The 22,185-nt window shown below is 69.6% G+C and carries 19 protein-coding genes, 1 other RNA gene and 1 pseudogene; 19 read left to right on the top strand and 2 right to left on the bottom strand.

Annotation, left to right across the window (positions count from 1 at the left end):
• Positions 1-156: 156 nt before the first annotated feature.
• The 3 genes from rnpB to ACK4SG_RS07065 all read left to right on the top strand — a co-directional run bounded on the left by rnpB (position 157) and on the right by ACK4SG_RS07065 (position 3,193).
• An RNA gene (gene rnpB / locus ACK4SG_RS07075) (RNase P RNA component class A) lies at positions 157-520 on the top strand.
• Positions 521-614: 94 nt separating this feature from the next.
• Positions 615-1,628, top strand: a complete 1,014-nt coding sequence (locus ACK4SG_RS07070; RefSeq protein ID WP_409601021.1) for a glycosyltransferase family 2 protein — start codon at positions 615-617, stop codon at positions 1,626-1,628.
• Positions 1,625-3,193: an ArnT family glycosyltransferase gene (locus ACK4SG_RS07065; protein ID WP_409601020.1), complete on the top strand. Its 1,569-nt coding sequence runs from the start codon at positions 1,625-1,627 to the stop codon at positions 3,191-3,193. Before ACK4SG_RS07070 ends, ACK4SG_RS07065 begins: the two co-directional genes overlap by 4 nt.
• Here the strand turns inward: ACK4SG_RS07065 and ACK4SG_RS07060 are convergent.
• Positions 3,141-3,536, bottom strand: a complete 396-nt coding sequence (locus tag ACK4SG_RS07060) for a GtrA family protein (protein ID WP_409601019.1) — start codon at positions 3,534-3,536, stop codon at positions 3,141-3,143. The two genes, ACK4SG_RS07065 and ACK4SG_RS07060, sit on opposite strands and share 53 nt — an antisense overlap.
• 31 nt (positions 3,537-3,567) lie before the next feature.
• Between ACK4SG_RS07060 and ACK4SG_RS07055 the strand changes: the two genes are divergently transcribed.
• From ACK4SG_RS07055 to lpxC, 16 genes and pseudogenes are all read left to right on the top strand, one after another.
• Positions 3,568-4,395 (top strand): ChbG/HpnK family deacetylase, encoded by an 828-nt coding sequence (locus tag ACK4SG_RS07055; protein ID WP_409601018.1) that lies wholly within the window; start codon positions 3,568-3,570, stop codon positions 4,393-4,395.
• A gap of 364 nt (positions 4,396-4,759) precedes the next feature.
• The gene (gene mraZ / locus ACK4SG_RS07050; RefSeq protein ID WP_409601017.1) at positions 4,760-5,206 is read left to right on the top strand and encodes a division/cell wall cluster transcriptional repressor MraZ; all 447 of its coding nucleotides are present in this window, start codon (positions 4,760-4,762) and stop codon (positions 5,204-5,206) included.
• Positions 5,203-6,135, top strand: a pseudogene (rsmH, locus tag ACK4SG_RS07045) (16S rRNA (cytosine(1402)-N(4))-methyltransferase RsmH); the annotation flags it as partial. The gene mraZ and the pseudogene rsmH, both read left to right, overlap by 4 nt.
• 11 nt (positions 6,136-6,146) lie before the next feature.
• A complete protein-coding gene (gene ftsL / locus ACK4SG_RS07040; protein ID WP_409601016.1) occupies positions 6,147-6,413 on the top strand; it encodes a cell division protein FtsL in 267 nt (88 codons plus the stop codon).
• 77 nt (positions 6,414-6,490) lie between these two features.
• On the top strand, positions 6,491-8,263 hold the full coding sequence (locus tag ACK4SG_RS07035) for a peptidoglycan D,D-transpeptidase FtsI family protein (RefSeq protein ID WP_409601350.1): 1,773 nt from the start codon (positions 6,491-6,493) through the stop codon (positions 8,261-8,263).
• Positions 8,260-9,747 (top strand): UDP-N-acetylmuramoyl-L-alanyl-D-glutamate--2,6-diaminopimelate ligase, encoded by a 1,488-nt coding sequence (locus ACK4SG_RS07030; protein ID WP_409601015.1) that lies wholly within the window; start codon positions 8,260-8,262, stop codon positions 9,745-9,747. The genes ACK4SG_RS07035 and ACK4SG_RS07030 overlap by 4 nt, the downstream gene beginning before the upstream one ends.
• Complete coding sequence (murF, locus tag ACK4SG_RS07025; RefSeq protein WP_409601014.1) at positions 9,744-11,126, top strand: UDP-N-acetylmuramoyl-tripeptide--D-alanyl-D-alanine ligase; 1,383 nt, start codon at positions 9,744-9,746, stop codon at positions 11,124-11,126. The genes ACK4SG_RS07030 and murF overlap by 4 nt, the downstream gene beginning before the upstream one ends.
• The gene (gene mraY / locus ACK4SG_RS07020) at positions 11,116-12,201 is read left to right on the top strand and encodes a phospho-N-acetylmuramoyl-pentapeptide-transferase (protein ID WP_409601013.1); all 1,086 of its coding nucleotides are present in this window, start codon (positions 11,116-11,118) and stop codon (positions 12,199-12,201) included. Before murF ends, mraY begins: the two co-directional genes overlap by 11 nt.
• A complete protein-coding gene (gene ftsW / locus ACK4SG_RS07015; RefSeq protein ID WP_409601012.1) occupies positions 12,201-13,544 on the top strand; it encodes a putative lipid II flippase FtsW in 1,344 nt (447 codons plus the stop codon). The genes mraY and ftsW overlap by 1 nt, the downstream gene beginning before the upstream one ends.
• Positions 13,545-13,570: 26 nt before the next feature.
• Entirely contained in the window at positions 13,571-14,626 is a 1,056-nt protein-coding gene (gene murG, locus ACK4SG_RS07010; RefSeq protein WP_409601349.1) for an undecaprenyldiphospho-muramoylpentapeptide beta-N-acetylglucosaminyltransferase, read from the top strand.
• On the top strand, positions 14,623-16,080 hold the full coding sequence (gene murC / locus ACK4SG_RS07005) for a UDP-N-acetylmuramate--L-alanine ligase (RefSeq protein ID WP_409601011.1): 1,458 nt from the start codon (positions 14,623-14,625) through the stop codon (positions 16,078-16,080). Before murG ends, murC begins: the two co-directional genes overlap by 4 nt.
• Positions 16,077-17,024 (top strand): D-alanine--D-alanine ligase, encoded by a 948-nt coding sequence (locus tag ACK4SG_RS07000; protein WP_409601010.1) that lies wholly within the window; start codon positions 16,077-16,079, stop codon positions 17,022-17,024. The genes murC and ACK4SG_RS07000 overlap by 4 nt, the downstream gene beginning before the upstream one ends.
• Positions 17,021-17,752: a cell division protein FtsQ/DivIB gene (locus ACK4SG_RS06995; RefSeq protein WP_409601009.1), complete on the top strand. Its 732-nt coding sequence runs from the start codon at positions 17,021-17,023 to the stop codon at positions 17,750-17,752. Before ACK4SG_RS07000 ends, ACK4SG_RS06995 begins: the two co-directional genes overlap by 4 nt.
• Positions 17,749-18,984 (top strand): cell division protein FtsA, encoded by a 1,236-nt coding sequence (gene ftsA / locus ACK4SG_RS06990; RefSeq protein ID WP_409601008.1) that lies wholly within the window; start codon positions 17,749-17,751, stop codon positions 18,982-18,984. Before ACK4SG_RS06995 ends, ftsA begins: the two co-directional genes overlap by 4 nt.
• A gap of 142 nt (positions 18,985-19,126) precedes the next feature.
• On the top strand, positions 19,127-20,383 hold the full coding sequence (gene ftsZ, locus ACK4SG_RS06985) for a cell division protein FtsZ (RefSeq protein ID WP_409601007.1): 1,257 nt from the start codon (positions 19,127-19,129) through the stop codon (positions 20,381-20,383).
• Between the two features lie 292 nt (positions 20,384-20,675).
• Positions 20,676-21,590, top strand: coding sequence for a UDP-3-O-acyl-N-acetylglucosamine deacetylase (gene lpxC / locus ACK4SG_RS06980; RefSeq protein ID WP_409601006.1), 915 nt, complete (start codon positions 20,676-20,678; stop codon positions 21,588-21,590).
• A 76-nt stretch (positions 21,591-21,666) separates the two neighbouring features.
• Here lpxC and ACK4SG_RS06975 read toward each other — a convergent pair whose 3' ends face one another.
• Positions 21,667-22,182, bottom strand: coding sequence for a DciA family protein (locus tag ACK4SG_RS06975; protein WP_409601005.1), 516 nt, complete (start codon positions 22,180-22,182; stop codon positions 21,667-21,669).
• Positions 22,183-22,185: the final 3 nt, after the last annotated feature.

The following is a 22,185-nucleotide window of genomic DNA, read 5'->3' as shown; positions in this document are numbered from 1 at the left end:
CGATCTTTCAAAACAATCAACGTGCCATAGCCCCCCTTGGTAAGGGGGGCGCCGCGACAGCGGCAGGGGATCGGGAGCAAAGGAGCGGGGCCCAAAGTTTGCGCTCTTGCAAACTTTGGGGTCATTTGACGGCGAAAGCCGTAAAATGCACGCGGCGGAGTCGGCCAGGCAGTCGCGTCATCCTTTCAGGGTGCCGAGGAAAGTCCGGGCTCCACAGGGCACGGTGCCAGGTAACGCCTGGGCGGCGCAAGCCGACGGAAAGTGCAACAGAAAGATACCGCCCAAGCCTGCGCAAGCAGGACGGCAAGGGTGAAATGGTGCGGTAAGAGCGCACCGCGAGCCTGGTAACAGGCCGGCACGGCAAACCCCACCGGGAGCAAGACCAAATAGGGAGACGATGAGGCGGCCCGCCGAGTCTCCGGGTAGGTTGCTCGAGCGTATCGGTGACGATGCGCCTAGAGGAATGGCTGCCGCGGCGCGCAAGCGTCGACAGAACCCGGCTTATCGGCCGGCTCCGCCGCTTAACTTCTGCCTGAGTTTTGGCTGAGGCGGGCTTACAACGCCCCGATCATGCTGCCCTCGCCGCGCCGCGCCGGGCGCTTTGAGTGGATGCCATGGCCCAAGTGTCACCCCTTGCTCCTGCCCCTGATGCCGCCGCGTCCGATGCCCGCCGGCATGGGCGGGCCGAGGTGCAGCCCTGTCTGTCCTGCGTGATCCCCTGCCGCAACGAAGCTGACAATCTGGACATCCTGCTGCCGCGCTTACGGGCGGTGCTGGAGCCGCTGACTCCGACCTGGGAGATCATCCTGGTCGATGATGGCAGTAGCGATGCCACCGCCGAACGGCTGGCGGTATGGGCGCGCACTCCGGGCATCCGGGCATTGGAGTTGTCGCGAAATTTCGGCAAGGAGGCTGCACTGACCGCAGGCCTGCAGGCGGCGCGCGGCGACGTGGTGGTGATGCTGGATGCCGATCTGCAACATGCGCCAGAGCTGATCCCGGTCATGCTCGAACACTGGCGGCGCGGGGCCGACAACGTCTACACGGTGCGCGCCGATCGTCGCGATGAGGGTCTGTTCAAGCGGATCGGGGCCTGGGGCTTTTATGGGCTGGTCAATACCGGCGACCGGGTAAAGATCCCGCCCGATGCCGGCGATTTCCGCCTGCTCGATCGCAGCGTGGTGGATGCGCTGCTGGCCCTGCCGGAGCGCAACCGCTTCATGAAGGGGCTGTATGCCTGGGTGGGCTTTGAGTCCGCGGCAGTGCCTTACACGCCGGCACCGCGTGCGGCCGGGCGCAGCCACTTTCGGCCGTGGCGACTAGTGCGCTTCGCTCTGGACGGGCTGGTCGGATTCACCACCTGGCCGCTGCGGCTGGTGACCTTGATGGGCTTTGCGATCGCCGCCCTGGCGTTTGCCTATGGGGGTTATCTGGTCGTGGACTATGTGCTGCATGGCCACCACATCAGTGGTTGGACCACCATAGTAGTGGGCGTGATGTTTTCGGCCGGATTGCAGCTGGTTTCGCTGGGCGTGGTGGGCGAATACGTCGGCCGCATCTTCGAAGAGGTCAAGCAGCGGCCGGTGTATCTGGTCAAGCGCCAGCACGGCCGGGGGCTGGGCGAATGAGCCGCGGTCCGATGGTCGGGCGCCTTAGCGCCGCGCAGCTGGCCGGGCTGGCGCTGCTGTGGCTGGCTGCACTGGCTTGGCTGCGTCCGTTGATGCTGCCGGACGAAGGGCGTTACGTGGGGGTGGCCTGGGGCATGCTGACCAGCGGCGACTGGCTGACGCCGCATCTGGATGGGCTGCCCTATTTCCACAAGCCGCCGCTGTTCTACTGGATCACCGCCGCAGCCCTGCGCACGATCGGGGCATGGGAAGGTCCGGCGCGGCTGGCCTCGCTGCTGGGCGCATGGGCCGGGGCAATGGCGACGTATCTGTGGTTGCGGCGCTGGTGGGGCGAGCGGCAGGCCGTCCTGGCGCTGGCGGTCCTGCTGCTGCAACCGATGTTCTTCCTGGGGGCGCAGTTCGCCAATCTGGACATGCTGGTGGCCGGGTGCATCACCGTCACCATTTTGCTGCTCGCGCAGGCGGCGTTGGCGATGGAGCATGGCCAGCGCTACCGCGCTGCGCTGTATTCGGCGTATGTCGCCGCTGCGCTGGGGGTGCTGGCCAAGGGCCTGATCGGCGTGCTGCTGCCGGGGCTGGTGATCAGCCTCTGGCTGTGGTCGTCGGCGCGCTGGCGCACGTGGTGGCGGCTGTTGTCGTTGCCCGGGCTGCTGCTGTTCCTGCTGGTGGCGGCGCCGTGGTTCATCGCCATGCAGCGGCAGTTTCCCGGATTCCTCCACTACTTCTTTGTGGTTCAGCATTTCCAGCGGTTTGCCGAAACCGGCTTCAACAACGTGCAGCCGGTTTGGTTCTACCCGGTGGTGTTGGCGCTGGCGACGCTGCCGTGGCTGCCCTGGCTGGCGGCGCCGCGGCGGCGCACCACGGATGGCGCCGCCGGAGCGCGCTTGCCGGCCGATCTGCGCCGGCTGATGTGGATCTGGCTGTTGGTGGTGGTCGGGTTTTTCTCGGTGCCGGCGTCCAAGCTGCTGGGCTACGTTTTGCCGGCGGTGCCGCCGCTGGCGGTGCTGCTGGCGGAGGGGGTTGCCCGGCGCGGGGCGGATGGTCGCCGGTGGTGGATCAGCGGCCTGATTTCGGCGGGGCTGGGGGGGCTGGCGGTCGTGGTCTTGACCGTGCACACCCCGCTGTCCGTCAAGGCGCTGGGGCAGGCCCTGCGGGATCGGCACCAGGCTGGCGAGCCGGTGTATCTGCTTGAGCAGCCGTATTTCGACCTGCCGCTGTACGCCCGTCTGCAGCAGCCGCCGCGCCATGTGCTGGATTGGGACGCGGCGGAGGTGCGGCGCCGTGATACCTGGCGCAAGGAACTGGCCGACGCCGGGGTGTTTGATCCGGTACGGATGCGGGCATTGCTGCTGCGCCCGGTGCAGTTGGCCCCGGCCCTGTGCCAGGGCGGTGTGGCCTGGCTGGTGGGCCCCAAGGCGTCTGCACGGGCGTATCCGTTCCTGGGGCAGGCCCGCATGGTGGTCACGGACGCGGACGCGGCCCTGTGGCGGATCGATGCCGGCGCCCCTGCGGTCAGGCAGGCGCTGGGGTGCGGAACACCCACAGCCGGCTCAGCACCCAGGTGAGAAGTGCCACCAGCACTAGGACCCCGCCCAGCAGCACTTGGTAGCCCATCCGGCTGACATGCAGGGCCACCGCATAGGTGGCCTCGTTGATCGAAAACCCCAGTGCCGACAGCAGGAAAAACCGTCGCATCGAGTCACGCACCGGCACGCCATGGCCGCGGAAGGTCAGATGGTGGTGGCCGGCAAACGACACTCCGAATGCCACCAGCCAGCCCAGCACATTGGCGATCAGCGGGCGCAACGCCAGATGTTCGACCAGCGCCACCACCGTCAGCCAGTGGACACCGGCGGCGGCGCAGCCGACCGCGATGAAGCGCAAGGGGCGGGGGATGTCGGGCAACATGGGCAATTCAGAGGTTCCGGGAGCAGGGACGATGACGACCAGACTCTGCCTGTGCGCAGATGATTTTGGCCTGGATGCCGGCGTCAATGCCGCAATCAGGGCCCTGGCCGAGGCCGGCCGCTTGCAGGCGACCGGCGTGCTGGTGGGGGCGCCGGCCTGGCGGCAGGAGCGGGACTGGCTGCGCACGGTCGGCGCGTACGGGCTGGAAGTGGGGTTGCATCTGGATTTCACCGAGGTGCCGCTGACGCCGGGCGCACGCCAGCCGCTGGGGCGGCTGATCGCCCAATGCTACGCCGGACGGCTGGCGGTGGCGCGGGTGCGGGCGGAGATCCAAGCCCAGCTGGCGGCGTTCGAGGATGGGCTGGGGCGGCCGCCGGCCTTTGTCGATGGGCACCAGCACGTGCATCAGCTTCCCGTCATCCGCAGCGCCCTGCTGGAGACACTGCAGCAGCGCTATCCACCTGCTGCGCGCCCATGGCTGCGGCGCACCGCCGTGCGCTGGCCGGCGGTGCGGGTGGCCGGGCCGCGTGCGGCGGCCAAGGCCACCCTGATCGCCGCGCTTGGGGCACGTGGCCTGGCGGCAGCGGCGCGCCGACAGGGCTTCGCGCAGAACCAGGCCTTGCTGGGGGTGTACGGATTCGACGCCGAGCCGGCGCGCTATGCCGCCCTGCTGCGCGGCTGGCTGGCGGCCGCACGCGACGGTGACCTGTTGATGTGCCACCCCGGTGATGGTGCCCGCGATGCCTTGGCGTCGGCCCGCCAGGCCGAGTTTGCCGCGTTGGCTGCGCCGGAGCTGGACGGCTGGCTGGCGCAGACGCAGATCCGGTTGCAGCCGATGCGCGCCACGCTGATGGCCTGACCGCGGCCGCAGTGCTCCGATCCCTGTCTGGCCCGGAGAAACCCCGCCCGGGCCGGCCTCCTGTCGGCTGCGTGCAGGGTTGCATGCTGCAATGCAGCATCCAGATTCCCCCGCGGCGCAGCCGGCCTGGTGCAACGGCGCGCGCGGGATGGATTCTCAAAAAATGAGATTAAACAGAGGGTTGTGGATAAAGTTTCAGTAACTTGTTGAAGTTTGACGCAAGTCCTTGTCGCGGCGGAAGAAAGTTGTGGCGCGGGGCTGTTGACAAGGTGTGATTGCCTGCTAATGTGGCGTCTCGTGGGAAAACCGGGGAATTTGTGGTTTTCCGGGCAAGAACTCCGCAGCAGACGGGGCACAAGGCAGCATGTTCCAGGGCGAGACCGCCATCACGATCGACGACAAGGGCCGGCTGGCGATTCCGACCGCCTACCGGGAGCTGGTCGCGCGCGAGTGTGGCAATCGCCTGGTGCTGACCTACAGCCCGTTCGATGCCGGCTGTCTGTACCTGTACCCGCACGCGGTCTGGGAAAAAGTGCGCGACCAGGTCAACGCGCTGCCGCGCATCAAGAGCGACAGCCGCCTGCTGCAGCGCAAGCTGGTCGGCGCGGCGGCGTTCGTCGAGCCGGACAGCAGCGGCCGCATCTCGCTACCCGCCAGCCAGCGCTCCGCCACCGGGATCGACCGGAAAGCCGTGCTGCTGGGCGTGGGCGACAAATTCGAACTCTGGAGCGAGCAGGCGCATCACGAACAGGTCCGGCTGACCTTCGGGGACGCCGAGCTGGGCGAGCACCTGCTGGATCTCACGCTGTGAGCGGGGGCGGCGCGGGGATCGCGTCCGCCCACCTCCCGGTGTTGTTTGCCGAGGTCATGGACGGTCTGGCGGTGGAACGGGATGGAACCTACCTGGACGGGACGTTCGGGCGTGGCGGGCACGCCCGCGGGGTGTTGCAGCGGTTGGGGCCGCAGGGGCGCTTGCTGGTGATGGACAAGGATCCCGAGGCGATCGCGGTGGCCATGCAGATGGCCGCTGCCGACGCGCGCCTTGCCTTCCGCCGCGGCAGCTTTGCGGGCCTGGCCGATTGGGACGCGACTGCGGCCGGCCTTGATGGCGTGCTGCTCGACCTCGGCGTGTCCTCGCCGCAGCTGGACGTGGCGGTGCGCGGGTTCTCGTTCGGCAAGGACGGTCCGCTGGATATGCGCATGGATCCCGAGTCCGGCGAGAGTGCCGCCGAGTGGCTCGCGCGCGCCTCCGAGAAGGAGATTGCCGACGTGCTGTGGGTCTACGGCGAAGAGCGCCAGAGCCGCCGCATCGCGCGCGCCATCGTGATGCGCCGTGCCGAACAGCCGATCCTCCGCACCGCGCAGCTGGCCGACCTCATCGCGTCGGTGATGCCGCGTGGCGACAGCAAGACCCATCCGGCCACCCGCAGCTTCCAGGCAATCCGCATCCACATCAATCGTGAACTGGCCGACCTCGAAGCCGGCCTTGACGCCGCGCTGTCGCGCCTGAAGCCGGGCGGCCGGCTGGCGGTGATCAGCTTCCACTCGCTGGAAGACCGCACCGTGAAGCAGTTCATGGCCAAGCACGCCAAAGCGCCGCCGGCCAACCGGCGCATGCCGGTGGACGTGGCGTTCACGCCCACGCTGCGACTGGTTGGCGGCGCGCAGAAGGCGGGCGAGGCCGAACTGGCCGCGAACCCGCGCGCCCGCAGTGCCGTGTTGCGGGTGGCCGAGAAGCTGGAGGTGGCGGCATGAACCGTTATGTCCTGCTTGCCGTGCTGGTGCTGGCCAACGTCGCCAGCGCCCTGCTGATCGTGCGCGACCGCCACGAGCACCGCCAGGCCTTTGTCGAGCTGAGCCGGCTGGAGAAGGCGCGCGACGCGCTCAATATCGAGTTCGGCCGGCTGCAGCTGGAGCAGGCGACCTGGGCGGAGAGCAACCGCGTCGACCAGGTGGCGCGCACGCGGCTGGGCATGGTGTTCCCGCGCACCGAAGACACCGTGGTGCTGCGCCGATGATGAAGCACTTCGGCCAACGGTTGCGCTGGTTCGGGGGGGAGGCGCGTCGCGAGCGCGCTGCCGCCGGCCAGCCGCGCATGCGCGCGCAGTTCGACGTGCGTCGGCGCATGCTGCTGGTATGCGGTTTTCTTGGCCTGGGGTCAGTGGCGCTGCTGGCACGCGCGCTGGACCTGCAGGTGGTGGACCATGCCTTCTACCAGCAGCAGGGTGACGCGCGCTTCCTGCGCGAGATTCCGATCGCCACCTCACGCGGCATGATCACCGACCGCAACGGCGAGCCGCTGGCGATCTCCTCGCCGGTCGAATCGATCTGGGGGAATCCGAAGGAGCTGCTGAAAGCGCCTGAACGCCTGCCGGCGCTGGCGGCCGCGCTGGGCATGCCGCAGGACGAGCTGGCAAGCCGCCTGAGCGCGCGCGCCGACAAGGAGTTCGTCTACCTCAAGCGCCGCATCAACCCGGACGAGGCGGCGCGCATCCTGGCGCTGGAGATCCCCGGCGTGGCCAGCCAACGGGAATACCGCCGCTTCTACCCGCAGGGCGAGGTGCTGGCGCACGTACTGGGCTTCACCAACGTGGACGACCGCGGCCAGGAAGGCCTGGAGCTGGCGTTCGACGATTGGCTGCGCGGTTCGCCGGGCGCCAAGCGCGTCATCCGTGACAACAAGGGCCGGATCGTCGAGAACGTGGACCTGGTGCGCGCCGCGCAGCCGGGCCATGACCTGGTGCTGAGCATCGATCGTCGCATCCAGTACCTCACCCATCGCGAACTGCGCAGCGCCATCGCCGAGACGGGTGCCAGCAGCGGCTCGGCGGTGGTGCTGGACGTGGCCACCGGCGAAGTGCTGGCGATGGCCAACCTGCCCACCTTCAACCCCAATGCCGTTGGCAGCAGCCCGCGCGATGCCCACCGCAACCGTGCCGTCACTGACCTGCTGGAGCCGGGTTCGACGATGAAGCCGCTGACGGTGGCGGCCGGCCTGGAGGCGGGCGTCATCACGCCCGCGACGCTGTTCGATACCAATCCGGGCTGGATCCCGAACGGCAAGTACCGCACCACCGACACCCACAACTACGGCGTGCTGGACACTACCGGCATCATCCGCAAGAGCTCGAACGTGGGGGCCTCGTTGGTGGCCAGGCGTCTGAGCGACGCGCAGTTCTATGCCTTCATGCGGCGTTTTGGCTACGGCCAGCGCACCGGCAGCGGCTTCCCGGGCGAGGCGGCCGGGTTGTTCCCGGCGCCGGGCAGCCCGGGCTGGAGCGGCACCACCAAGCAGACCATGAGCTACGGCTACGGTCTCAGCGTCACGCCGCTGCAGATCGCGACCGCCTATGCCGCGCTGGGCAACGGCGGCCTGCTGCACCAGCCGAGCTTCGTGAAGGGCCAGCACAATCCCCCGAAACGCGTGCTGGACCCGCGCATCGCCAATGAAGTGCTGCGGATGATGCAGACCGTCACTGAGCCGGGTGGCACCGCGACCCAGGCGGCGATCCTCGGCTACCACGTGGCGGGCAAGACCGGCACCTCGCGCAAGGCCAGCGCGGGCGGCTATTCGCGCCGCTACATCGGTTATTTCGCCGGGCTGGTGCCGGTGGATCATCCGCGCTTCGCAATGGTGGTCGCGGTCAACGATCCCGATCCCACCCGCAAGGGCTACTACGGCGGCGTGGTCGCCGGTCCGGTGTTCCGCAACGTGATGGAAGGTGCGCTGCGCCTGATGGACGTCTCGCCCGACAACCTCGACGCCTGGCTGGCCGTGCAGGCCGCCGCCGAGGCCAAGCGCCAGCAGGTGGAGGGGCGTGGTGCGCCTGCAACTGCGGCCGTTGCCGCCGCGAGGGCGCCGCAATGACCCGCGCCATGCTGCTGGGCGAACTGCTGCCGGAGTTGGAAGGCCTGTCCGCGGACCTTGCCATCACCGGGCTGGTGCAGGACAGCCGCGAGGTGACTCTGGGCGATGCGTTCGTCGCCATCGCCGGGTTCGGCGCGCACGGCCTGCATTTCGTCGATGCCGCCCGTGAAGCGGGCGCGGCCGCCATCCTGTATGAGCCGCCGGCACCGGAGGATCTGCCCGCCCCTGCCGACGCGATTCCGGTACAGGGCCTGCGTGCCCGCATGGGCGCCATGGCCGACGCCTTCCATGGCCATCCCAGTGCGGCGATGACCACGGTGGGCGTGACCGGCACCAACGGCAAGACCTCCACCGTGCAGCTGCTGGCGCAGGCGTGGACGTTGCGCGGCCAGCGCGCCGGCACGGTGGGAACGCTGGGCGCCGGCCTCTGGCCGGCCATCGTGCCCACCGGCTTCACCACGCCGCTGGTGCTGCGCATGCACGCGCTGCTGGCGGAACTCCGTGACCAGGGGGCCTCCGCGGTGGCCATGGAGGTGTCCTCGCACGCGCTCGACCAGGGCCGGGTGGACGGCGTGCATTTCGACGTGGCGGTGTTCACCAACCTCACCCGCGACCATCTCGACTACCACGGCGACATGGCCAGCTACGGTGCCGCCAAGGCCAGGCTGTTCGACTGGCCGGGTCTGCGCGCCGCCGCGGTGAATCTGGACGATGCGTTCGGGCGGGAGTTGTTCGCGGCTGTGGGTGGCAAAGTGCGTGCGCTGGGCTTTTCCTCGCGCGGCGCCGCAGGCGCGGCGGTGCGTGCGGAAGACGTGGCCCTGGACGGCAGTGGCATTCGCTTCCTGTTGCACGCGGGCGGGCAGGCGCATCCGGTGCGCTCGCCGCTGCTGGGTCGCTTCAACGTCGACAACCTGCTGGGCGTGGCGACGACGCTGTTCGCGCTGGGTATGGCGCCGGCGCTGATCGCCGAAACCCTGTCCCAACTGATGCCGGTCGATGGGCGCATGAACCGGCTGGGTGGCGAGGGCGGTGCACCGCTGGTGGTGGTCGACTACGCCCATACGCCGGACGCACTGGAGCAGGCGCTGGCGTCGCTGCGTGCGCACACCGCCGGCAAGCTGATCTGTGTGTTCGGCTGCGGCGGCGAGCGCGACACCGGCAAGCGGCCGCAGATGGCCGCCATCGCCGAGCGCCTTGCCGACCGCGTGATCGTGACCGACGACAACCCGCGCAACGAAGACGGCGATGCCATCGTGGCCGACATCCTGGCCGGTTTCGACGATGCCGCGCGCGTGGTGGTGCAGCGCGATCGCGCCGCCGCCATCGCCGCGGCGATCGCGGGCGCCGGTCCCGATGACGTGGTGCTGGTGGCCGGCAAGGGCCATGAGCCCTACCAGGACGTGGGCGGCGTGAAGCTGCCGTTCGAGGATGCGGTGGTGGCGCGCGACTGCCTGCGCCATCGCATCGAAGGCGGTGCCGCATGACGCCGCGCCTGCTGTCCTGGATCGCCCAGGCGACCCATGGGCGCCTGCTGGGCGAAGACCGTGCGGTGGACGCCATCGCCACCGACACCCGCGCGCTTCCCGGCGGCGCGGCCCTGTTCGTCGCCCTCAAGGGCGAGCGTTTCGACGGCCATGCCCACGTGCAGGCTGCCGCCGACGGCGGTTGCGTGGCGGTCCTGGTGGCGCATCCGGTCGAGGTCGCCCTGCCGCAGGTGGTGGTGGCCGATACCGAGCGCGCGCTGGCCAGCCTGGCCGCGGCGGTGCAGCGCGAACGCGCGACCCGAGTGCTGGCGGTGACCGGCAGCAACGGCAAGACCTCGGTCAAGACCCTGCTGCATGCGATCCTGTCCGAACTGGGCGGCGCCTACGCCAATCCCGGCAACCGCAACAACGAGATCGGCCTGCCGCTGGCCGTGCTGGATGCGCCGGACGACGCGCGCTTCGCGGTCTACGAAATGGGTGCGGGCAAGCCGGGTGACATCGCCTATCTGACCGCCATCGCCCGGCCGGACGTGGCGCTGGTGAACAACGTCGCGGCGGCCCATTTGGAGCGCATGGGCAGCCTGCTTGGCGTCGCCCAGACCAAGGGCGCGATCTACCAGGCGCTGCCCGAGGATGGCGTGGCGGTGGTGAACGCCGACGACGCCTTCGCACTGTATTTCATCGAGCGCCTGCGCGGCCGCCACGTGATCCGCTTTGGCCTCGAGGCCGAGGCCGAGATAACGGCGCGCGACATCCACATGGGTCTGCAGGGCTCGCATTTCACCCTGGTCACGCCGCAGGGCGAGATCGACGTCGCGCTGGCGATGCCGGGGCGGCACAACGTCCGCAACGCGCTGGCCGCGGCAGCGATGGCGATGGCCGTTGGCGCCACCCTGGCGCAGGTGCGCGACGGGCTGGCTGCGGTGCAGGGTGTTGCCGGCCGGCTGGCCACCCATCGCCTGCGCTGCGGCGCGACGCTGGTGGACGACAGCTACAACGCCAATCCCGGCTCGCTGGCCGCCGCCATCGACACTCTGGCCGAAGGGGCTGGCGAGGCGTGGCTGGTGCTGGGCGACATGCGCGAGCTGGGCGCCGACGAGGCGGCCCTGCACGCCGAGGCCGGCGCACGCGCCAAGGCCGCCGGCATCGCCCGCCTGTACACGCTGGGGCCGTTGAGCGCGCAGGCCGCGCAGGCCTTCGGGGAGGGCGCGCGGCAATTCGATACCCATGCGGCGCTGGCCGAGGCACTGTGGGGCGAGCTGGGTGCGGGCACCACCGTGCTGGTGAAGGGGTCGCGCGGCAGCGCGATGGACAGGATCGTGGCGGCGCTGCTGCAGCGCGACGCCGGACAGGACGGGGAGACCACCGATGCTGCTTGAACTCACGCGCTGGCTGGAGCAGCTGCAAGGCCACTTCAACCTGTTCAACTACCTGACGTTCCGCGCCATCCTCGGCGCGCTCACCGCGCTGGCGCTGTCGCTGTGGTGGGGGCCGGCGATGATCCGCTACCTCGCCACCCTCAAGGGCGGCCAGCCGATCCGCCAGGACGGCCCGCAGTCGCATTTCTCCAAGGCGGGCACGCCGACCATGGGCGGTGCGCTGATCCTGTCCACCGTGGCCGCCTCGGTGCTGCTGTGGGGCGATCTGCGCAACAAGTACGTGTGGGTGGTGCTGGTGGTGATGCTGGGCTTCGGCGCCATCGGCTGGATGGATGACTGGATCAAGATCGTCAAGCGCGACCCCAACGGCATGCGCTCACGCACCAAGTACGCGCTGCAGTCGCTGCTGGGCCTGGCGGCGGGCATTTACCTGTTCGCGTTCGCCGATGTGCCGGCCGCGACCACGTTCTACGTGCCGTTGTTCAAGTCGATTGCGCTGCCGCTGGCCGGCGTGGGCTTCGTGGCGATCGCCTATTTCTGGATCGTCGGCTTTTCCAACGCGGTCAACCTGACCGACGGCCTGGACGGCCTGGCCATCATGCCAACCGTGCTGGTGGCCTGCGCGCTGGGCGTGTTCGCCTACGTCTCGGGCCATGCCGAGTTCTCGCGCTACCTGCAGATCCCGCAGGTGCCAGGCGCGGGCGAGCTGACCATCATCTGCGCGGCCATCGCCGGCGCCGGGCTGGGCTTTCTGTGGTTCAACACCTATCCGGCGATGGTGTTCATGGGCGACATCGGCGCGCTGGCGCTGGGGGCGGTGCTGGGCACCATCGCGGTGATCGTGCGGCAGGAACTGGTGCTGGTGTTGATGGGCGGCATCTTCGTCATCGAGACGCTGTCGGTGATGATCCAGGTGGCCAGCTTCAAGCTCACCGGTAAGCGCGTGTTCCGGATGGCGCCGATCCACCACCACTTCGAACTCAAGGGCTGGCCGGAGCCGCGCGTGATCGTGCGCTTCTGGATCATCAGCGTGGTGCTGGTGCTGGTCGGTCTTGCCACGTTGAAGGTGCGCTGATGGCTGCGACCGGCATCGACGGACTGGGCCAGGCGACCCGCCTTGACGAGATCGGCGGGCGCTTCGACCCGTGGCTGCTGGGCGCGTCCATCGCGCTGGCCTGCCTGGGCGTGGTCATGGTCGGTTCGGCGGCGATCGCCGGTGGCGGCACGGATGCCGGCCCGTGGTACTTCCTGAGCCGCCACATCGTATTCCTGCTGGTCGGTCTGGGCTTGGCCGCAATCATGATGCGCACCGACCTGAAGACCCTGGAGAAGCACAGCCAGTGGCTGCTGTTGGGCTGCGTCGTGCTGTTGCTGCTGGTGTTCGTGCCCGGCATCGGCAAGACCGTCAACGGTGCACGCCGCTGGATCAACCTCGGGGTGTCCAACTTCCAGGCGGTGGAGGCCGTCAAGGTGCTCTACATCGTCTGGCTGGCGAGCTACCTGAAGCGCTACAGCGAGGACGTGGCGGTCACCTGGGGCGCGATGATCAAGCCGGTGGGCGTGGTCGGCTGCCTGGTCTGCCTGCTGCTGGTGCAGCCGGACTTCGGTTCGTCGGTGCTGCTGCTCAGCATCACCGCCGGCATGCTGGTGCTGGGCGGCGCGCCGATCCGCCGGCTGATCCTGCCGGTGCTGCTGCTGCTGCCGGCGCTGGTGCTGCTGGTGGTGTTCGAGCCCTATCGCATGCGTCGCGTCACCTCGTTCATGGATCCCTGGCAGGACCAGCTGGGTGCGGGCTACCAGCTCAGCAACGCGCTGATGGCCATCGGTCGCGGCGAATGGTTCGGGGTGGGCCTGGGCGCGTCGATCCAGAAGCTCAACTACCTGCCCGAGGCGCACACCGATTTCATCTTCTCGGTGCTGGCCGAGGAGCTGGGCTTTGCCGGCGTCTGCCTGGTGGTGGGCCTGTACGCCCTGCTGGCCGGCCGTGCGTTCTGGCTGGGCCTGCAATGCGTGGAGATGAAGCGCCATTTCGCCGGCTACATCGCGTTCGGCATCGCGCTGTGGATGGCGCTGCAGAGCTTCGTGTCGATCGGCGTGAACCTTGGCATGCTGCCCACCAAGGGCCTGACCTTGCCGCTGGTCTCGTCCGGCGGTTCGTCCGTGCTGATGACCTGCGTGGCGATGGGTCTGCTGCTGCGGGTGTCCTGGGAATACGAGCGTGCCGCCCGTCAGGTGGCGCGTCGCCGCGCGGTGGGTGCGGGCATGCCGGTGGGTGCACCGCCGGTCGCCGCGCAGCCGCCGCTGCCGGCCGATGCCGCGGTGCGCGGCGCCGGCCGCCTGCGCCAGCGGATCGAGCCCGCCATGGGCCGTCCGGTGGTGGAATCGGCCGCGCTGGCGGCCCTGCGGAGGTCGCGTTGAACGTGCGCGCGCCCCGCATCGTGATCATGGCCGGCGGCACCGGAGGGCACATCTTCCCGGGCCTGGCGGTCGCGCACGCGCTGCGCGCGCGTGGCGCCGAGGTGCGCTGGCTGGGTGCGGACGGCGGCATGGAAACCCGGCTGGTGCCGCCGCACGGCATCGCCATCGACACCCTGGCCGTGCAGGGCGTGCGCGGCAAGGGCGTCGGCACGTTGCTGCGTGCACCGCTGCGCATCCTCGCCGCGGTGCGTGCAGCCGGCGCGGTGCTGCGCCGCGAGCGGCCTGATGCTGTGGTCAGTTTCGGCGGCTACGCGGCCGGGCCAGGCGGTATTGCCGCGCGGCTGGCCGGCATTCCGCTGCTGGTGCACGAGCAGAACCGCGCTGCCGGTATGACCAACAAGGTGTTGGCCAGGGTCGCCCGGCAGGTGCTGGTGGGCTTTCCGCAGACCTTCGCGAAGGAAACCCACGTGGGCAACCCGGTGCGCGCGGAGATCGCCGAGCTCGCGCCGCCCGAAGCGCGTGATTTCGACCATGCCGGCCCGCTGCGCCTGCTGGTGCTGGGCGGCAGCCAGGGCGCACGCGCGCTCAACGAGGCGGTGCCGCAGGCGGTGGCCGCACTCGGCACACCGGTGGAGATCCTGCATCAGGCAGGCGAACGCATGCTCGACGCCGCCCGCCAGGCCTATGCCGATGCCGGCGTGGCCGCCCGCGTCGAGCCGTTCATCGCGGACATGGCCGCCGCCTACGCCTGGGCCGACCTGGTGGTCTGCCGGGCCGGCGCGCTGACCCTGGCCGAGCTCTGCGCGGTCGGGGTGGGCAGCGTGCTGGTGCCGTTCCCGCAGGCGGTGGACGACCATCAGACCCGCAACGCCGAGTTCCTGGTGGAGCGCGGCGCCGCCGTGCTGCTGCCGCAATCCGATCAACTCGCCGCGCGCCTGCGCGACGTGCTGGCCCCGCTGTCCGCCGATGCGGACAAGCGGCTGGCCATGGCGCGCGCCGCGCGCGCGCTGGCCCGTCCTGACGCCGCGCAGCGCGTGGCCGAGGCGGTGCTGGCCGCGATCCCATACGAGGTGACCCGATGAGCCCGCACAGCCTGCACCTGCGGCAGATCAACGACCCCGCCAAGGCACTGCCGCGCGTCCACTTCGTGGGCATCGGCGGCGTCGGCATGAGCGGTATCGCCGAAGTGCTGTGCACGCTGGGCTACCAGGTCAGCGGGTCGGACAACGCCGACAATGCGGTGACCAGGCGGCTGGCCTCGCTGGGCATCACCGTGCGCAAGGGCCATGCCTCCGCCAACGTGTTGGACGCGGACTGCGTGGTGGTGTCCAGCGCCATCCGCGAGGACAACCCGGAACTGCTGGAAGCCCGCGCGCAGCGCATCCCGGTGGTGCCGCGTGCCGAGATGCTGGCCGAGCTGATGCGCTTCAAGCGCGGCGTGGCGGTGGCCGGCACCCACGGCAAGACCACCACCACCTCACTGACCGCCAGCGTGCTGGCCGAAGGGGGGCTGGATCCCACCTTCGTGATCGGCGGCAAGCTGCTGGCGGCCGGGGCCAACGCGCGCCTGGGCAAGGGCGACTGGCTGGTGGCCGAGGCCGACGAGAGCGACGGCAGCTTCCTGCGCCTGAACCCGGTGGTGGCAGTGATCACCAACATCGACGCCGACCACCTCGAGAACTACGGCGGCGACTTCGAGCGGGTCAAGGACGCGTTCTCCGAATTCCTGCACCGGCTGCCGTTCTACGGCCTGGCCGTCCTGTGCATCGACGACGAGGAAGTGGCGCAACTGGCGCGCAAGACCCCGCGCCACGTGGTGACCTACGGTTTCGCGCCGGAGGCCGACGTGCGTGCCGCCGACGTGCGCCAGCAGGGCGCGAACATGCATTTCACCCTGTGCCTGCCCGACGGCAGCCGCACCGCCTGCACGCTGGCCCTGCCGGGCCGCCACAACGTGCAGAACGCACTGGCCGCGGCCGCCATCGGCTGGCAGCTGGGCGTGGCGAACGCGGCGATCGCGCGCGCGCTGGAAGGCTTCCAGGGCATCGGCCGCCGCTTCAACCAGCTGGCCACGCTGGCCCTGCCGGACGGCGGCGAGGTGGCACTGGTGGACGACTACGGGCACCACCCGAAGGAACTGGCCGCAGTGTTCGCCGCGGCGCGCGGCGGCTGGCCGGACAAGCGGCTGGTGGTGGCGTTCCAGCCGCACCGCTACACCCGCACCCGCGATCTTTTCGACGAATTCGCGGCGGTGCTGTCCGGCGTGGACGCGCTGCTGCTGACCGAGGTGTACCCGGCCGGCGAGGCCCCCATTGCCGGTGCCGACGCCAAGGCGCTGGCGCGCAGCATCCGCACGCGGGGGCGGGTCGATCCGGTGGTGGTGGGCAGTGCCGCCGAGCTCGCGCACGTGCTGCCCGGTGTCCTGCAGGGCGGCGACCTGCTGCTGATGATGGGCGCGGGTGACATCGGCGCCGCGGCCCAGCAGATCGCGCGCGACGGCCTCATGGCCGCGCGCCCGCAGGGAGACGCGGCATGACCACGACGATCGCCCTGCCACCGGTGCGCCTCGCCGATCCCGCCGCGTTCGGCCGCGTCGCCGTACTGATGGGCGGCAGCAGCAGCGAGCGCGACGTATCGCTGGATTCCGGCCGCAACGTGCTGGAGGCCCTGCGCTCGCGTGGCGTCGATGCGCATGCGGTGGACGGCATCCCGGCGCTGGTGGATGGGCTGGTGCATGGCCGCTTCGACCGCGTGTTCAACATCCTGCACGGTGGCGACGGCGAGAACGGCGTGTTGCAGGGGCTGCTGCAGGCGTTCGAGATCCCCTGCACCGGCTCCGGCGTGCTGGGCAGCGCGCTGACCATGGACAAGATCCGCACCAAGCAGGTGTGGGCGGCCGCCGGTTTGTCGACGCCGCGCTTCGTGCGGCTGCCGCCCGGCGCGGATCTGCGCGCGGCCGCGATGGAACTGGGCCTGCCGGTATTCGTCAAACCTTCCTGCGAAGGCTCCAGCGTGGGCGTTGCGCGGGTGGAGACGGAGGCCGACATTGCCGCCGCCATCGACGTGGCCCGCGCCTACGGCGGCGAGATGCTGATGGAGCAGATGGTGATCGGCGACGAGCTGACCGTCGGCATCCTCGGCGACGTCGCGCTGCCCTCGATCCGAATCGTCCCCAAGGGCGGCTGGTACGACTACAACGCCAAGTACGTCGCCGAGGACACCCAGTACCTCTGCCCGGGCCTGGAAGGGGCCGACGAGGCGACCATCCGCACGCTGGCGCTGGAGGCATTCCGCGCTGCCGGCTGCAGCGGCTGGGGCCGGGTGGACGTGATGCGCGCGCGCGCCGACGGCCAGCTGTACCTGTTGGAAGTCAACACCGCGCCCGGCATGACCAGCCATTCGCTGGTGCCCAAGGCGGCGCGCCAACTGGGTTGTGAATTCGACGCGCTGTGCTGGCGCATCCTGGAGCAGACGGTGTGAGCGCGCTGAAGCGCCCGTTGCTGTGGTTGCTCGCGGTGGCGCTGGTCGCATTGCCGGTTGTCGCCGTGGTCGAGGGCTGGATGGGCGGTGAGCACTGGCCGCTGCGGACCCTGCGCGTGCAGGGGACGCTGGAGCGGGTGGATCGCGCGCAGCTGCAGGCGGCAGTGCTGCCGTACGCGCGCCGCGGGTTCTTCGCGGTGGACCTGGGCGCGGTGCAGGACGCCGTGGACGCACTGCCGTGGGTGGAGCGGGCCGAAGTCCGCAAGCACTGGCCGGACGTGCTGGAAGTGCGCATCGTCGAGCATCGCCCGTTTGCGCGCTGGGGCACTGCGCGCCTGCTCTCCGAGCATGGTCGCCTGTTCCCGATCGGACGCCTGCAGGTGCCAGCCGGGCTGCCGCTGCTGGATGGCCCGGAAGGGCGCGTGCCGGAAGTGGTCGCCCTGTACAACCAGGCGCGCGAACAGCTGGCGGGCGCCGGTGGCGTGCTGGGCGTGGCCATCGACCCGCGTGGCAGCTGGTCGATCACGCTTGCCGACGGCACCCGCGTGATCCTGGGGCGCGATGATCCGGGCGCCCGGCTGGCACGTTTCGCGCCGCTGCTGCCGCAGCTGGCCGCGCAGAACCCGCAGCGGCGGCTGGTCCGCGCCGACCTCCGCTACACCAACGGCTTCGCCCTGACCTGGGCGAAGGCAGAAACCCTTTCCATGAATCACGGCAGCAATACATGAACCGCAAAGGCGACAAGTCCCTCATCGTCGGCCTGGATATCGGCACATCCAAGGTTACGGCCCTGGTCGGCGAATACGCGCCGGGCGAGCCGATCGAGGTGATCGGCATCGGCTCACACGAGTCGCGCGGGATGCGCCGCGGCGTGGTGGTGGACATCGACTCCACCGTGCAGTCGATCCAGCGCGCGGTGGAAGAAGCCGAGCTGATGGCCGGCTGCGAGGTCAGCAGCGTGTATGCCTCGATCTCCGGCAACCACGTGCAGTGCAAGAATTCGCCCGGCATCGTCCCGATCCGTGACGGCGAGGTCACCTACGGCGACCTCGACCGTGTGCTGGAGGCCGCCAAAGCGGTGGCGATCCCGGCCGACCAGCGTATCCTGCATGCGATTCCGCGCGAGTACGTGCTGGATGATTCGCAGGAGGGCATCCGCAACCCGGTCGGGATGACCGGCGTGCGCCTGGAGGTGCACGCGCACCTGGTCACCTGCGCGCAGTCGGCGGCGCAGAACATCAGCAAGTGCGTGCAGCGCTGCGGGTTGCAGGTGGACGATCTGATCCTGTCCTCACTGGCGTCCAGCACCGCGGTACTGACTCCGGACGAGCGTGAGCTGGGCGTGGTGCTGGTCGATATGGGCGCCGGCACCACCGACATCGCGGTGTTCATGCAGGGCGCGATCTGCCACACGGCCAACCTGCCGGTGGCCGGCGACAAGGTGACCGAGGACATCGCACACATGCTGCGTACGCCCACGCCGCACGCCGAGGACATCAAGGTCAAGTACGCCTGCGCGCTGGCCCAGCTGGCGCGCGCCGAGGAAAGCATCCAAGTGGAAAGCGTGGGCGATCGCCCGCCGCGGCGCCTGCCGCGGCATGCGCTGGCGCAGGCGGTGCAGGCGCGCTACGAGGAGATCTTCGAAATGGTGCAGGCCGAACTGCGCCGCTCGGGCTTCGAGCAGCGGGTGCGCGCCGGCATGGTGCTGACCGGCGGCGCTTCGAAGATGGAGGGCGTGGTCGAGCTGGCCGAGGAGATGCTGCAGATGCCGGTGCGGATCGGTATTCCGCAGCACGTCACCGGGCTTGGCGAGGTGGTGGGCAACCCGGTGCATGCCACCGGCGTGGGCCTGCTGCTGATGGGCGCCCAGATGGAACACCCCAAGCGTCCCACCTTGCCGAACAGCAAAGTAGGCGGCGTGTTGGGCAAAGCGGTGAAGTGGTTCCGCGGCGCGTTCTGAGCGGCGTGGCAGCAGGTAGCAGAGGGCAGGAACAGGCGGCAAAGCAAGCAGTAAAGCAGGACATACAAAGCACTTCCCAATAACAAGCTGGCGAAGGCGGACACGATCCCGCCGATCCCGGCCACAACGACAGGACATGGACATGGCACATTTCGAACTGATCAACCAGGTGGCACCCAATGCCATCATCAAGGTCTTCGGCGTCGGCGGCGGCGGTGGCAATGCGGTCGCGCACATGGTCAACAGCAGCGTCGAGGGCGTGGAGTTCATCACTGCCAACACCGACGCGCAGGCGATCAAGAACTGCGGCGCCAGTCACCAGTTGACCCTCGGCGGCAACGTCACCAAGGGGCTGGGCGCCGGCGCCAACCCGGAAGTCGGCCGCCAGGCCGCACTGGAAGACCGCGAGGCGATCATCCAGGCTCTGCAGGGCGCCGACATGGTGTTCATCACCGCCGGCATGGGCGGCGGTACCGGCACCGGCGCCGCGCCGGTGGTGGCACAGCTGGCCAAGGAAATGGGCATCCTGACCGTGGCCGTGGTCACCAAGCCGTTCCCGTTCGAAGGCCGCCGCCGCATGCAGGTGGCCGCCAAGGGCATCGAGGAGCTGAGCCAGCACTGCGACTCGCTGATCACCATCCCGAACGAGAAGCTGATCACCGTGCTGGGCCGCAACGCCACCATGATCCAGGCGTTCCGCGCCGCCAACGACGTGCTGCTGGGCGCCGTGCAGGGCATCGCCGACCTGATCGTGCGCCCGGGCCTGATCAACGTCGACTTCGCCGACGTGCGCACGGTGATGTCCGAGATGGGTCTGGCGATGATGGGCACCGGCAGCGCCCGCGGCGACGACCGCGCCCAGGCCGCCGCCGAGGCCGCCATCCAGAACCCGCTGCTGGACGACGTCAACCTGTCCGGTGCCAACGGCATCCTGGTCAACATCACCGCGGGCCCGGACTTCACCATGGCCGAGTTCGACGAAGTGGGGCGCACGGTAGAGCAGTTCGCCGCCGAGGACGCCACCGTGGTCATCGGCACCGTGCTGGATCCGGAGATGCAGGACGAGGTGCGCGTCACCGTGGTGGCCACTGGCCTCAGCCGCGCCACGGTGGGCTTGCGTCAGCCGATCGGCAACGACCGCCGCGACGTCCGCTACGAAACCGCCCAGGAATCGCCGCGCCGTCCTCCGTTCGTCCAGCTGATCAATACCCAGACCAAGCGCGACGGCACCACCGGCCTGCCGATCGACGCGGTCGCCGATGCCTACGCCACCGCAGTCCCCACCGGCCTTGCCGGCAGTCTGCGGCGCCATGCCGTCGAAGCCGCGCCGGTCGCCGCCGAGCTGCCGAAGGACGACTATCTGGACATCCCGGCGTTCCTGCGCCGACAGGCCGACTGAGGTTGCAACGCGTCGCCCCGCCGCACTCTGCAGCGGCGGGGCCAGGGTCGGGAGGCGTCCGGATGGCGCCTCCTGCGGCAGCCCTCCCGCCGTGTTCGGGAAGGCGGGTCGCAAAGTGTCATGCTCCATCGCGCGTCGGGTCGTCCACCTGGCGTGTCTTCTGGCCGGTCGGCGCGTTGCCGACCGGCCGCTTTCCATCGGGACCGCTTGCGCCAAGCCACAAACCCCATTGTGCCGTCCTGCCCGTTGCGTGAAGGGCTGGATTCAGGTGCTGGCGTGGTAACCTGTGGCGATGCTCCGCCAACGCACCCTCAAGAATGTCATCCGCGCCACTGGCGTGGGCCTGCACGGCGGCGAAAAAGTCTTCCTCACCCTGCGCCCTGCGCCGGTTGACACCGGCATCGTGTTCCGACGGACCGATCTGGAGCCGGTGGTGGAGCTTCCCGCGCGCGCCGATCTGGTCGCCGAAACCACGCTGTGCACCGGTCTGGGCCGTGGCGGGGTGCGGGTGCAGACGGTCGAGCACCTGCTGTCGGCGCTGGCCGGGCTGGGGATCGACAATGCCTACATCGAGCTGACCGCGCCGGAAGTCCCGATCATGGACGGCTCGGCCGGGCCGTTCGTGTTCCTGCTGGAATCGGCAGGGGTGGTGGAGCAGCCGGCGCCCAAGCGGTTCATCCGCATCCTGCGCCCGCTGGAAGTTCGCGATGGCGAAAAATTCGCCCGCTTCGAGCCGTATGACGGATTCCGCCTGCGCTTTACCGTCAAGTTTGACCATCCGGCCATCCCGGATGCCCTCTCGCGCGTCGAGGTGGATTTCTCCACCAGCACCTATATCAAGGAAGTCAGCCGCGCCCGCACGTTCGGATTCATGCGCGACCTGGAGTTCATGCGCGACCGCAACCTGGGGCTGGGCGGCTCGATGGACAACGCCATCGTGCTGGACGACTTCCGCGTTCTGAACGAGGACGGCCTGCGCTATGCCGACGAGTTCGTGCGCCACAAGGTGCTGGACGCGGTGGGCGATCTTTATCTGGCAGGTCACGCCCTCCTGGGGGCCTACGAGGGCTACAAGTCCGGGCATGCGCTGAACAACCGGCTGGTGCGTGCGCTGCTGGCCGATGCCGACGCCTGGGAAGAGGTCAGCTTCGCGGACGCCGCGCAGGCGCCGGTGCTGGGCTACGGCGCCGCGATTCCAGCGGCCTGAACATCGTCCGGCGGGGCGGCGGGGGCGTTTGCCCGGCATTGTTGCGATTTTTTAACAAAGCCGCGGGCTCGGGCCGCTAGGATGCGCCTTCGGCCGGATCGGCGGGTGCTTGCGGTCTCCGCTTGCGTGCGGCCTTGCGTTCGGTGTCGGCGTCATCTGCCGTCTCCGATTGCAGCATGGCGATGGCTGCCGCCAGTCCCGACTGCGCGGTGGCCGACATCGGGGGGCGTTGCGCGGTGGCTGGCGGCAGCGGCTGCAGCGGCGCGGTGGTCGTCTTGACGCCCACGTCGTTCACCTCGAGCCCGATGGAGCGGGCAACGTCGATAAGCCCCGGCGCGGCCAGCCGCAGCTTGGCGTGCCAGACCGGGGCATCGACGACAAACACCAGCCTGTCCCCGCGGACATTGGCCAGGCGTGCATGCGCCGCCATCCCGGGGGGCAGGTGCGGTCGCAGCAACCGATCCACCGCGTCAAGCCACTGGGCGCGGCGCAGCGTGCCACCGGAGGATCCCGCCAGCAGCGCGTCCAGTGCAGTGCGGGGGGCGAGGGTGGAGGCTTGGCCCTTGGCGGGCGTGGATCGCGAACCAGACATACG

The organism is Thermomonas sp., assembly GCF_046293095.1.
In the GTDB taxonomy this organism is placed as follows: domain Bacteria; phylum Pseudomonadota; class Gammaproteobacteria; order Xanthomonadales; family Xanthomonadaceae; genus Thermomonas.
Note: the sequence above shows the minus strand (reverse complement) of the source record. Positions and strands in the feature narration are given on the sequence as shown.

What these genes read in the sequence shown, in the direction of transcription:
- ACK4SG_RS07070 (WP_409601021.1), top strand. Translation starts at nt 615, where the DNA reads ATGGCCCAAGTGTCACCCCTTGCTCCTGCCCCTGATGCCGCCGCGTCC.
- mraY (WP_409601013.1), top strand. Translation starts at nt 11,116, where the DNA reads ATGCTGCTTGAACTCACGCGCTGGCTGGAGCAGCTGCAAGGCCACTTC.
- ftsL (WP_409601016.1), top strand. Translation starts at nt 6,147, where the DNA reads ATGAACCGTTATGTCCTGCTTGCCGTGCTGGTGCTGGCCAACGTCGCC.
- ACK4SG_RS07055 (WP_409601018.1), top strand. Translation starts at nt 3,568, where the DNA reads ATGACGACCAGACTCTGCCTGTGCGCAGATGATTTTGGCCTGGATGCC.
- murC (WP_409601011.1), top strand. Translation starts at nt 14,623, where the DNA reads ATGAGCCCGCACAGCCTGCACCTGCGGCAGATCAACGACCCCGCCAAG.
- mraZ (WP_409601017.1), top strand. Translation starts at nt 4,760, where the DNA reads ATGTTCCAGGGCGAGACCGCCATCACGATCGACGACAAGGGCCGGCTG.
- ACK4SG_RS06975 (WP_409601005.1), bottom strand. Translation starts at nt 22,182, where the DNA reads ATGTCTGGTTCGCGATCCACGCCCGCCAAGGGCCAAGCCTCCACCCTC.
- ACK4SG_RS07000 (WP_409601010.1), top strand. Translation starts at nt 16,077, where the DNA reads ATGACCACGACGATCGCCCTGCCACCGGTGCGCCTCGCCGATCCCGCC.
- ACK4SG_RS07030 (WP_409601015.1), top strand. Translation starts at nt 8,260, where the DNA reads ATGACCCGCGCCATGCTGCTGGGCGAACTGCTGCCGGAGTTGGAAGGC.
- lpxC (WP_409601006.1), top strand. Translation starts at nt 20,676, where the DNA reads ATGCTCCGCCAACGCACCCTCAAGAATGTCATCCGCGCCACTGGCGTG.
- ftsW (WP_409601012.1), top strand. Translation starts at nt 12,201, where the DNA reads ATGGCTGCGACCGGCATCGACGGACTGGGCCAGGCGACCCGCCTTGAC.
- ftsA (WP_409601008.1), top strand. Translation starts at nt 17,749, where the DNA reads ATGAACCGCAAAGGCGACAAGTCCCTCATCGTCGGCCTGGATATCGGC.
- ACK4SG_RS07060 (WP_409601019.1), bottom strand. Translation starts at nt 3,536, where the DNA reads ATGTTGCCCGACATCCCCCGCCCCTTGCGCTTCATCGCGGTCGGCTGC.
- murF (WP_409601014.1), top strand. Translation starts at nt 9,744, where the DNA reads ATGACGCCGCGCCTGCTGTCCTGGATCGCCCAGGCGACCCATGGGCGC.
- ACK4SG_RS07035 (WP_409601350.1), top strand. Translation starts at nt 6,491, where the DNA reads ATGCGCGCGCAGTTCGACGTGCGTCGGCGCATGCTGCTGGTATGCGGT.
- ACK4SG_RS07065 (WP_409601020.1), top strand. Translation starts at nt 1,625, where the DNA reads ATGAGCCGCGGTCCGATGGTCGGGCGCCTTAGCGCCGCGCAGCTGGCC.
- murG (WP_409601349.1), top strand. Translation starts at nt 13,571, where the DNA reads ATGGCCGGCGGCACCGGAGGGCACATCTTCCCGGGCCTGGCGGTCGCG.
- ftsZ (WP_409601007.1), top strand. Translation starts at nt 19,127, where the DNA reads ATGGCACATTTCGAACTGATCAACCAGGTGGCACCCAATGCCATCATC.